An 11,209-nucleotide genomic window follows, 5' to 3' on the forward strand; every position below is an offset into this window, starting at 1 on the left:
CTCGTCGGGCTTTCGCCGTCCGGCAGGGAAAATTGGCCCGATGGCGGAGTGGTTACGCAGAGGACTGCAAATCCTTGCACGCCGGTTCGATTCCGGCTCGGGCCTCCAGATCTTGCCGGCAGGCGTCGTTTCCGATGGCACAGACAGCCTCGGTTCGGGTCGGTCCGGCACGGTGCGCCGCTTTAGCTCAGTCGGTAGAGCACATCATTCGTAATGATGGGGTCAGGTGTTCGAATCACCTAAGCGGCACCATTTCCTTCCTTCCTGCGTCGATGTCATCGTCCCTGTTATGGTCGGCGGGCCTCGATGCGCGTATCCAGATGGCGCGAAACTCTCTCGCGCAGGAACGAGTGCGAGGCGCAGCCATTCGGTTGGAATGGATATTCATGCAGAGCAGCGAAAGTTCCGCAACTCCAAGCCTTCGCGGCTGGGGCGCGGCATCGAGAGATTGACCCATCCGTTCGGCGCGGCAATCGCCAGCGTCGTTCCGAAGCGTCTCGTCGAAACGGTCCTGAAAGGGCTGGACCAGGCCGTCGGCGCTCCGCAACTGGTTAGGTTCGATCACGACCCTGCCGATCTCGACGCTGCGTATCATGCGGCCAAAGCGGTAGCGCGAACGGCGCGCAGCGTCAGTGCGACGACCGGCGCGGCGGCCGGGCTGGGCGGCGCGATCTCCATGAGCGCCGACATCCCCGCCACGATCGCCATCGCTCTGCGCTCGATCAGGGATACGGGCCGCGCCTATGGGTTCGAAGGCGAGGGACCTGCCGAAAAGCTGTTCCGCTTGCAGATATTGGAACTCGCGGCGTTGAACGACCCCGAACTGCGCGAGCGGCGGATCGCGGAACTCGAAGCAGGCATCGGTCCGGACGGAGAGCTGATTAATGCCGATCACGAACACATAACGCCGGTCGTCGATCAGGCGGTCGAGCGCATATCCCGCGCGATCGCCTTCAACTCGTTCCGCAGCCGGGCCGGCATGATCGTTCCCGTCGTGGGTTCGGTGGTCGGCGGCATCGTGAACTCGTCGTTTCAGGACGATGTCGGCAAAGCAGCCCGGTTCGCTTTCCAGGCGCGCCGCCTCGGTGGCGACGAGGCCGAGGTGGTCTGAAGACGATGGGAACGACGGTTCGACGTCGCCAAATCTGTCGATCGATCCTCAGGCCTCGGGGCGTCGTCCCATTTCTTCGCCGAGGCGAATCGACCCTTCCGGCTTCCATGAGTCGTTGAAGGTGATGGTGTCCTCTTCGAACAGCATGATGACCGTCGAACCGAGCAGGAAGCGGCCCATTTCCTCACCCTTTTCGAGAGAAATGTCGCGGTCCGTGTAATCCCATTCCGCGATCTGACCGGTCCGCTTCGGATTGACCACGCCGTGCCAGACTGTCTCCATGCTGCCGACGATGGTCGCTCCCACGAGCACCATGACGAACAAACCATGCGTTTCGGATCGGAAGACGCAGACGACGCGCTCGTTTCGGGCGAATAGGCCGGGCACACCGCGCGCCGTAACCGGATTGACCGAGAACAGGGCGCCCGGAACGTAAATCATTCGCAGCAGCTTGCCGTCGCACGGCATGTGCAGCCGGTGATAGTCCTTGGGCGAGAGATAGAGGTTCGCGAAACTGCCGTGCCGGAACGTATCGGCCAGCGTATCGTCTCCGCCGACGAGCTGGCTCGTGGTGAACAGGTGCCCCTTCGCCTGTAGGATCTGTCCGTCATCGATCGAACCGAAGCGGCTGATCGATCCGTCGACCGGGGAGATGAAATCCGCATCGGCGAGAGGGCGCGCGCCCTCTTTCAGCGGTCGACCGAAGAAATCGTTGAACGAGGAGTAGCTGGCGATGTCCGGGTTTTGAGCCTCGCTCATGTCGACGCCATATCGCTTGACGAACCACCGGATGAGGCGGGTCGTCGAATTACCGGCCCGCTTGCGGGCAACGTGCCCGGCAAGGCCGGTCAGATGCCGCTTGGGCAGCAGATATTGCAGCAATACGAAAAGGCGGTCCATCATTCTCGCAATCAACGTCGCAGCGGTGCAATCGTGCCGGAAAAGGGGGAGGCGACCAGGACTCGAGGCTCGCTTTACGAAGGGCGCCGCTCGAACAGGCGAATGACGGCCATCCCGGCCAGCATTGCCAAGACGAAGATCGCGGCGGAGGCGGGCTCGATGACGAGCGCCGCGATGCCCGGTCCGGGACACAGGCCCGCGACACCCCACCCGATGCCGAACAGGGCGGCTCCGCCGATGAGGCGCGGGGTCAGGTCCGCTTTCGATGGCAGGTGAAACTCGCTTTCCACGAGCGGTCGAGCGATGCGCCCCGCGATCCGCCATGCGATTGCCATGACGATGACGGCCCCGCCCATCACGAAGGCGAGCGTCGGGTCCCAGTCGCCGAAGATGTCGAGGAAGCCCCTCACGCGGAGGGGGTTCGTCATTCCGCCAAGGGCCAGACCCGCTCCGAACAGCGTTCCGGAAAGGAGCGAGACAAGAGCGGTCCTCATCGCAGGACTTCCAGTCCCAGCGCGTTCATGACGGCGACGGTCGCGATGCCCGCCACCATGAAGGTCGCCGTCGCGACGAGCGAGCGCGCCGACAGGCGACTGACGCCGCAAACGCCGTGCCCGCTGGTGCAGCCGCTGCCAAGGCGCGTGCCGATGCCCACCAGCAGTCCGGCTATCGCGAGGACGAGCGGATCGGCGAAGCTCGCCTCGATCCCGCCGGACAGCAGTGCGACGATGAGTGCGCCTAGCGGCAGGCCGAGAACGAACATCCACGCGCCACTGCGCGTGATGCCGCTGCCACCGAGACCGACCGCTTTCGCGGCAAGACCCGACACACCCGCAATGCGCCCCAGTGCGAGCAGCATCACGGCGGCGGCCAGACCGATCAGGACGCCGCCGACGAGACCCGCGAGGGGCGCCGCTTCAGGAAATCCGGGCAAGGTCACGAGGCGGTCAAACCGCGCCGCCGTCGCCGCTGGAGACAGGTCTCAGCCCTCGTTCGAGGAGCCGGTTGGCACGCGCTGCAAGAACTCCGGCGTCCGGATCGTTCTCCGTCGCCCAGATCGCGTAACGCAGGCCGAGAAACACGTTCATGCCCATGACTGCCCAAGCCTCCGTCTCGCCGATATCGTCTCGCATCTCGCCAGCCTCGGCAGCTTTCCCCAGTCGGCCGGCAATCCGGTCCGCGATCGATTCGTAATGACCGCGATAGCTGTCCGGGGCGACGAATTCCGCCTCGTCGATGATGCGATAGACTTCCTTGTGCTTGCCTGCAAATTCGAGGAACGCCTGCAAGGCCGCCCGTTCGGTCGACCAGGCATCCATGTCGTTGGTGATCGAATGGCGCGCGGCCTGTTTGACGGCTTCGCTCATGTCGGAGACGAGAGCACGGAAGATCGCATCCTTGCTCGGATAATAGGTGTAGAACGTGCCGAGCGCTACCTTTGCGCGCCGCGTGATTGCGCTGATCGAGGCATCGTGAAAGCCGTTCTCTCCGAATTCCTCGCGTGCAGCATCCAGCAGTTTGCGCAGCGTCTTGCGACCGCGTTCGGTGCGCGGCACGTTCGCCTCGGCAGTTTGCGTCTCGTCCATCCGCCCATCCCTTCGGCATATCGCCAACCCGATTGCGGCCCTGTGATAAAGCCGCAACACCCCAATGCAAGCTTTAACTTGAAAGTCGGTTCAACTTTCAATAATGGTGGCTCTATTGGTTTGGGAGAGACATGATGGGTAGAATATCGAACCGCGCTGTCGGCGCGCTTTTGGCTGGTGCAGCAAGCTTCGCCTGGTTGGCGGCCCCTGCTTCGGCACAGATCGTCGCCAACGAGCCGATCGACGATGCCGGGGAGGCAGCAGAAGATACGGCGGCAGAAGACAGCGTCATCGTCGTAACTGCGCGGCGCCGGGAAGAGCGACTGGTCGATGTTCCCATCGCAGTCACGGCCATCAGCGGCGAGGCCTTGGAACGCAGCGGCACCCTGGAACTGACCGAAATTGCCGAGGTCGTGCCGAACCTGACGCTGGAAGTCAGCCGCGGCACCAATACGACGCTGACCGCCTTCATTCGGGGCGTGGGGCAGCAGGATCCGGTCGCCGGCTTCGAGGCGGGCGTCGGTCTGTATGTGGACGATGTCTATCTCAATCGCCCTCAGGCCGCCGTCCTCGACGTCTATGATGTGGAGCGGATCGAAGTGCTGCGCGGGCCGCAGGGGACGCTTTACGGTCGGAATACGATCGGCGGCGCGATCAAATACGTGACGGCGCGCCTGCCTTACGAAACCGAAGTGAAGGTTCGCGGAACCTACGGCTCCTACGACCAAGCCGACCTCATCGTCAGCGCGTCCACGCCGATCTCCGACAATCTGCGCATCGGCGCCAGCGGTGCGCGGCTGTCGCGCGGCGGCTTCGGCGACAATCTCGTTCAGGAAGGCGTAGAGAACTACAACAAGGATGTCTGGGCGGCGCGCGGAACGCTTGAATTCGAAAGCGGTCCCTTCTTCGCGCGACTGTCGGGCGATTACGTCAAGGATAACTCCGATCCTCGGCAGGGTTCACGCCTGCTGGTCGGCCAGTTCAGCGGAGCCCCTCTGCTCGACGATCCCTACGACACGCGTGCCGGGCTCAACGTGATCGAGCAGGAAGTCGAAGCCTATGGCGGGGCGTTCAACCTGTCCTACGAAGTCAGCGACACGCTGACGCTCAAGTCGATCACCGGCTATCGCGAGGACCGCTCGACCACGCCGATCGATTTCGACAGCCTGCCTGCCGCCGACCTCGACGTTCCCGCGATCTACGAGAATGACCAGTTGAGCCAGGAATTCCAGCTCCTATACGAAGGCGATCGCCTGTCGGGCGTGCTGGGCGCCTATTACCTCGACGCGAATGCCTTTACCGCCTTCGACGTCGCACTCTTCACGACCGGCGCGTTGCTCGGCCTGCCGGGCCTCAACGCCCAGACCTTCGGCGACGTAAACACCGAAACTTGGTCCGTCTTCGGCGACTTCACCTACGATCTGACGGATCAGCTGAGCATTTCGGTCGGCGGACGATATACCAACGACAAACGTTCGAGCCGCGTGCTGCGGACAACGTTCGTCGGCGGATTCTCGGACATTTTCGACGGCGAAGGCGTGCCGATTGCCGTCACCTCCGATTTCGACGGCAGCGAGACCTTCAAGGAGTTCACTCCGCGAGCCTCGATCAGCTTCCAGCCGACGCCTGATCACAACCTCTATTTCACCTATTCCAAGGGGTTCAAGGGCGGCGGTTTCGACCCGCGCGGTCAGACGACCGCCGCTCCCGATCTCGACGGCGACGGCGACATCGACGATGCCGACCGCTTCGAATTCCTGCGGTTTGCCCCGGAAACGGTCGACAGTTTCGAACTCGGCTACAAGGCGTCGCTGCTTGACAACCGGCTCACCCTCGCGCTTGCCGGGTTCCTCGGCAAATATGACGACGTGCAGATCCCCGGTTCGATCGGCTTCGATTCCGATAATGACGGGGTGAATGACAGCTTCATCGGCGTGACCACCAACGCTGCCGATGCCGATGTGAACGGGATCGAATTCGAGGGCAACGCGCTGGTTGGCCGCGACTTTGCCGGAGCTGGCAGCCGCTTCAACGTCAACTGGTCGCTCGGCGTTCTCGATGCGCAGTTCAACAGCTTCATCGACGTGTTCGGCGAGGAAGTAGCGGATCAGCGCGTGTTCCAGAACACGCCCGACGTCACCGCGCATATGGGCTTCGATCTCGGCATCGCGATGGCGGGCGGGATCGTCGATTTCCTCGGTTCGGCAAGCCTGCGCTCCGACGCGAGCCAGTTCGAGATCCCCGGACCGCTCGATCAGGACGGCTATGTGCTGGTGGATGCGAGCATCGTCTACACCGCCGATAGCGAGCGCTTCTCCATCGGACTGCACGGCAAGAACCTGTTCGACAAGCGCTACATCGTATCGGGCTATGACTTCGTCACTGGAACGGTGCTGGGGCTCGAAGGAAATCTTACCGGCTTCTATGGCGATCCACGGCGCATTTTCGTGACCGCCGAAGTGAATTTCTGAAGTCTGGAAACAAGGCGGGCGGGGGCGGGCGCGCCCGCCCGTTATCAACATGTGCAAGCGGCAGATTCGTGCCGTTTTCACGGCAAACGTAAGTATGCGTTAACTATATCGGCATATGGCATCCTTCGAGATGCCTGCGACAGCGACCAGAATTGCGGCTTGGCGCAAATGGGTGACCACGGAGCGGGTCGCCCATGCCTGCGTCGCGCTCGTGCTGGCCGCCATCATCGCTGCCTCGACGATCCTGCGGCCCCTCGACATGGGAATATGGTCATTTCAAGCCCGTTTGTTCGACAAGCCGGCGAGCGGCGAGATCGGGCTGCTCAATATCGATTACAAGCTGATCGACGGGAAGGCGGTCATCGATAACAGCGAACTGGCCGATGCGCTGGCAAGGTTGCGCGAAAGCGACGTGAGCGAAATCTATCTCGACGTTCCTCTCTATCGAAGTTCCTCTCCTGAGATCGACCAAAGCCTTCGCAAAGAATTGCGTGCGCTTGGCGAGCGTGTCACACTTAGCCAGACGATCGTGCCGCAGACCAAGTCGCAATCGCTCAATATCACGAGCGATGCCTTCTTCAGCGAAGGCATGAAGGTCGTCAGCAACGACATCTTCATCGATTTTCTGGGCTTCTCATGGGAAGCAGGACCGTTCCAAAAACGGCAGGACGAGGCCTACACCTCCTTGGCGCACAGTCTCGCGGAAAATGTCGGATCCTCGCAGATCATCTATATCGATTACGGCACGTCAATCGAAACCATCCCGGCCGCGCGCCTGCAGACATATCTTTCCGGACAGGCGAACGACTTCACGACTGCAGCACCTGCCAAGGTTGTCGTCGGGCTGGCCGCTTCCGATGTCGCACAGGTCAAACTGGCCGACGGAAGCGGGGGCTACGTATCTCCGTCGGTGATTCACATCCTTGCAGCGGAGACGGCATTGTATGGGGGAGGGAGGCCTTTATTTTGGTACAGCCTGCTTTTGCCCTTCGCCATAGCGCTCCTGATAATTGTAGTGGTTCCGAAAACGGCGCGGCTACGGCGCATTGGCTATGCGTCGTGGGTCACAGCCATTCTGGTTGTTCTTGTCGTTTTAGCGGCCACCGGAACGCGCTCTCTTTTGACCATCCCTATCAGTGCAGGTGTTTTTTACGCCGTTCTTCGCGGAACCATCCATTATAAAAAACGCCATCTTCTCATTGAGCCGCGCAGTGGCCTGCCGAACTTCGTCGCGTTGCAACGGGATCTGCGCGATGCGGACGATCTGGACGAGCGGACCGTAGTGGTCGCGAAAATCGCCCGGCTCGAGGCCGTATCGGCGTTGCTCTCTGCTCGGGACCAGGGGGAATATTTGAGGCTGATCGCCGCGCGCTTGACGCTCGGTGCGCGGGAAATGCGGGTTTATTTCGACGGCGCAAAGCACCTCGCCTTTTGCGTCAAGACAGACAACTACCCTCATCTCCAGTCCCATCTCGAAGGTCTGAGGGCGGTGAGCAGTCAGTCCGTCACGGTGTCTGGCCAACCGTACGACGTTTCGCTGACGCTTGGCGCCGACGACAGTCCCGGTCTGTCCATCGCGAAGAAACTGAGCCAGGCCATTGCTGCCGCAGAGCGCGCGCGTGAAGCTTACGATCCCGTGCATATTTCGGGCCACGAACCGGAACGGTCCAGCCAGTGGGATTACTCCCTGCAGGCGCGGCTCGAAGAGGCCCTGACCAATGACGACATCTCGATCAAGCTGCAACCGCAGATCGATCTCGCATCCGGTCAGATCGTCGGTGCCGAGGCGCTCGTGCGTTGGACCGACAGTTCGCGCGGCGAAATTCCCGCAGCACAGTTCATCGCACAATGCGAGAGCGTGGGCCGGCTCGACGATTTGACGCAGCGAGTGATGGCTAAGAGCTTCGAAGCGGCTATCCTGTGCGAGCGGAATGGCTTTTCTCCGTCGATCTCGATCAACGTCTCCTCGATCCAGCTGGTCGATCGCCGCATCGTTGCCATGATTCACCGCGAGCTCGAGCGGTCCAGTGTCGACCCGGCCAAGATCACGATAGAGATTACCGAAACAGCGCGTATCGACGACCTCGCCATGGCTCGCCGTGTCTGCGAGGAAATCCGCGCGCTGGGCATGGCGGTCTCGATCGACGATTTCGGCGTCGGCAGCGCCAATCTGGAAGTGTTGTCGGAACTGCCATTCAGCGAATTGAAGCTCGATCGCATCTTCGTGCAGAAGATGGCATCCTGCCCGAAAGCGCGCGCGATCATCGTCAGCATGGTTCATCTCGCGAAGGACATGTCACTTATCTGCGTGGCCGAAGGGGTCGAGGACAAGGCGACCTATGCTAGCCTGAAGGAAATCGGCTGCGACCGAGCGCAGGGATATCTGATGGCAAAGCCTATGCCGGTCCGCGCATTTCTCGAACTCGTGCGAAAGCAGCGCTCTAGCGCAGACGTGGATAGGTTCTACGGTTAACCCTTTACAAACCATGACAATTAACGCATTGGTAACCCTGAGTTTAACAGGGAGACTCGCTATGGCATGGTCGATTTATGATTGGTTCTTCGGTTGATCCGAAGCCGAATTTGGATTGAAAAGGCCCCGTGAGGGGCCTTTTTTTATGGCCGACGAGGCGCGGCGGACGGCTTCGAGATTTCGGGGTCGCGCGATTTTCAGCGAGTTTCCTCATTTATAGGAAGCATCGATGGACGAGATGCAGCGCCGACGTGAAATGATGGTCCGCTGCCAGCTCGCTGACCGCGGTATCGACGACCCGGCCATTCTCGCAGCATTTCGCAACGTCCCGCGCCACCGATTCGTTTCCGAGGATCTTCGCGAAGATGCCTATGACGACGGTCCATTGCCGATCGGAGAAGGCCAGACGATTTCCCAGCCCTTCATCGTCGCACAAATGATCGCTGCAGCCCGTATCGGGCCAGGTTCTCACGTTCTCGAAATTGGTGCCGGCTCAGGTTACGCCGCCGCGATCCTCGCGCGTCTCGCAGCATCCGTCATCGCAATCGAACGGCATGAGGCGCTGGCGACGGAAGCAAAGCGGCGCATCGATGCTCTCGGGCTGCGAAACTGCACTATGCTGGCGGGCGACGGCATGGCAGGCCGGCTCGCCGCAGCGCCGTTCGACGCGATCCTCGTTGCAGCACGCGACGCTGAGGTGCCCGAGCGTCAGAAGGATGTTGCGGATTTACAAATAGTAGAGGGGCGCTAATTTTGACGATGCTGCATTCGCGATTCTTGCAGCGACGGGCGTCTTATGTCGTCCTAATCCTCCTGAGGGGGCGCGGCCCACCGCGCCCCCTTTTCTTCCAATTCCTAGTTGCGCTCCGCGCTTTCCTACACGGCTGGCATCCGTCCATCGGGGCGCATGTCGTGAAAAGCGCCCTCTGGCATTTCCCATTCCCTGCGTGATGAACTATCGCTCACGCTACGGTGTGAATGTGGCCAAGAAGCAAAGCCGGACCTTCGACGGTCGAGACAGGTCTGCCGGCAAGCTTGTGGGGAAGAGACCTTCGCAACACTGGCGAGCAAACCGAAGTGCTATCGGTGCGGATCGTAGCAGGTCGAAGTGGTTATTTTAGAGCGTTAACCGATCTTTGGCAAAACGCTGATTACAGGAGGTGCGTTGCGACGGTTCATCGCAACATCGTGGGCCGGCGTCTCTATTCTCCTGTTCTGCTGGCCCACACCCTCCCAAAAAAGAAAAGCCGCCGCAACCGGTGGGGGACGACGGCTTGTCATTGAGCAAGGAAGGGGCTGCCACCTTGATATTGAACGACTACTGACTGTAGGGCGTTGGATTCTGCATCGAAACGATGTTCGCGAAGGCTCGGAAAAAGGGGCCGCCGCCATGTTTGATGGACAACGGCCGCTCATAGCCAAAGCCCTTGTAACCGACCCGCAATGAATTACGGCCCAAGGGCGTCAGCATTATAGTGTCAAATCGCCGTGCTAGGCAGTCGTAAGTTTGTCCAGTCTCAAATCAACACAATGAGCTGGCGCGAAAAGCGAAATGCTGTCGCTGCGGATCGCGTGAAATTGAAGTGGTTATTGTGGTGCTAGTTTGCAAAAGATCAAACTATACGACGCTTCGTAACCGGGCGTCCGGGTAGCGCATAACTCCCTGTGATCCGCGTGCGAAACTCTTCGGGATTAATGGGATAGGTGAAGCGCAGACCGAACAGGCGACCATCGGACCAAACGATCTCCGCAGCGATCGGTTCGCTCTCCCGAATGCGGACCTCGACCACCATGTCAGGCGGGAGGTCGAGAATGCCCTTTCCCTTCAGCCCGGTCGCAGAGATGTCCTTGATCCGGAACGAACGCCACTCATCGTCCAGCTTGAGCAACCCCGTCAGAAGGATTTGGGAGCGTCCGCGGTCGTGAAACAACGCGCTGAAGGTTTTGCCAAAAATCGGAACCATAGGTCTGAGCTAGGACCTCGCCCATTACCAAGCGGTTAAGCTGCTAAAACTGCTTTTCCCCAGTAAAATTGTATACTTATACTACGTTAAAAAGGATACTGCACGCTTGTTAACTGAAAGGTTACACCGTTTCTCGTAAGACTGGCAGCGAGCCAACTACCCCCCGTTAAATGGCTTCGTGGGCCGGCGATGCGCACCCCGCCGGCCCACGCTTTGCCTGCTCGCGGCCTGATCGCAAAACTTGCCGTGCGTTTCTAAGAATATCGTGTTGAACGACACTTTTGGCGCCTTATGCCTATCAGCAGTGGCGAGCTTTACGAACTGAGACGCTAGGGCCGTCACCTCGGTGCGGCTGAGGCAAAACGGGCCGTTGCCCAGCGAGATGAGCAACGGCCCGACCGGAAATGAGCGAAGGAGAGGGGTCGCTCTACGACTTCAAGCTCCCCCGGCTGGTTCCTCTTTATACGCAAGCGGCGGCGCTTGATAGCCGAAATAAGACGGTCAACTCAAACGCCCGCATGCACGGCGACGACTACGGTCAAAATCGTTCGCGATCCTTCCAGCGGGCGTCCGCGCGAACGACTTAACGTTACAACAGTGTAGCAAGCATCGCTTCCGAAGGAAGTCTAAGCGAAAGTCACCCGCGTCGACCGAACGGCAGCACTTCGCCGCATCATTCCGCCGATCCCGAAAAAGCCGAGAAG

At 60.5% G+C, this 11,209-nt stretch carries 9 protein-coding genes and 2 tRNA genes; 6 read left to right on the forward strand and 5 right to left on the reverse strand.

Features of this window, described 5'->3' with window-relative positions; all coding sequences use genetic code 11:
• Positions 1–34 precede the first annotated feature (34 nt).
• From GRI38_RS13710 to GRI38_RS13720, 3 genes are all read left to right on the forward strand, one after another.
• Positions 35–108 (forward strand) — tRNA-Cys (locus tag GRI38_RS13710).
• 68 nt (positions 109–176) lie between these two features.
• A tRNA-Thr gene (locus GRI38_RS13715) sits at positions 177–252 on the forward strand.
• A 124-nt stretch (positions 253–376) separates the two neighbouring features.
• On the forward strand, positions 377–1,111 hold the full coding sequence (locus GRI38_RS13720) for an EcsC family protein (RefSeq protein ID WP_160685374.1): 735 nt from the start codon (positions 377–379) through the stop codon (positions 1,109–1,111).
• Positions 1,112–1,159: 48 nt separating this feature from the next.
• Here the strand turns inward: GRI38_RS13720 and asd are convergent, their stop codons facing one another.
• From asd to GRI38_RS13740, 4 genes are all read right to left on the reverse strand, one after another.
• Positions 1,160–2,014 carry an archaetidylserine decarboxylase gene (gene asd / locus GRI38_RS13725; protein WP_160685377.1) on the reverse strand — a complete coding sequence of 285 codons (855 nt, stop codon included), beginning with the start codon at positions 2,012–2,014 and terminating at the stop codon, positions 1,160–1,162.
• Between the two features lie 71 nt (positions 2,015–2,085).
• The gene (locus GRI38_RS13730) at positions 2,086–2,505 is read right to left on the reverse strand and encodes a DUF6691 family protein (RefSeq protein WP_160685381.1); all 420 of its coding nucleotides are present in this window, start codon (positions 2,503–2,505) and stop codon (positions 2,086–2,088) included.
• Positions 2,502–2,951, reverse strand: coding sequence for a YeeE/YedE thiosulfate transporter family protein (locus GRI38_RS13735; protein ID WP_160685384.1), 450 nt, complete (start codon positions 2,949–2,951; stop codon positions 2,502–2,504). Before GRI38_RS13735 ends, GRI38_RS13730 begins: the two co-directional genes overlap by 4 nt.
• A 7-nt stretch (positions 2,952–2,958) precedes the next feature.
• Positions 2,959–3,597, reverse strand: a complete 639-nt coding sequence (locus GRI38_RS13740) for a TetR/AcrR family transcriptional regulator (RefSeq protein WP_160685388.1) — start codon at positions 3,595–3,597, stop codon at positions 2,959–2,961.
• Between the two features lie 131 nt (positions 3,598–3,728).
• Between GRI38_RS13740 and GRI38_RS13745 the strand changes: the two genes are divergently transcribed.
• The 3 genes from GRI38_RS13745 (at position 3,729) to GRI38_RS13755 (ending at position 9,292) form a co-directional block, all read left to right on the forward strand.
• Entirely contained in the window at positions 3,729–6,068 is a 2,340-nt protein-coding gene (locus GRI38_RS13745) for a TonB-dependent receptor (RefSeq protein WP_237487565.1), read from the forward strand.
• Between the two features lie 130 nt (positions 6,069–6,198).
• The gene (locus tag GRI38_RS13750; protein WP_160685392.1) at positions 6,199–8,541 is read left to right on the forward strand and encodes an EAL domain-containing protein; all 2,343 of its coding nucleotides are present in this window, start codon (positions 6,199–6,201) and stop codon (positions 8,539–8,541) included.
• A gap of 229 nt (positions 8,542–8,770) precedes the next feature.
• Positions 8,771–9,292, forward strand: a complete 522-nt coding sequence (locus GRI38_RS13755; RefSeq protein WP_160685396.1) for a protein-L-isoaspartate O-methyltransferase family protein — start codon at positions 8,771–8,773, stop codon at positions 9,290–9,292.
• A gap of 862 nt (positions 9,293–10,154) precedes the next feature.
• Here GRI38_RS13755 and GRI38_RS13760 read toward each other — a convergent pair.
• Positions 10,155–10,505, reverse strand: coding sequence for a PilZ domain-containing protein (locus tag GRI38_RS13760; RefSeq protein WP_160685399.1), 351 nt, complete (start codon positions 10,503–10,505; stop codon positions 10,155–10,157).
• Between the last annotated feature and the right edge of the window lie 704 nt (positions 10,506–11,209).

Source organism: Parapontixanthobacter aurantiacus (assembly GCF_009827635.1).
In the GTDB taxonomy this organism is placed as follows: domain Bacteria; phylum Pseudomonadota; class Alphaproteobacteria; order Sphingomonadales; family Sphingomonadaceae; genus Parapontixanthobacter; species Parapontixanthobacter aurantiacus.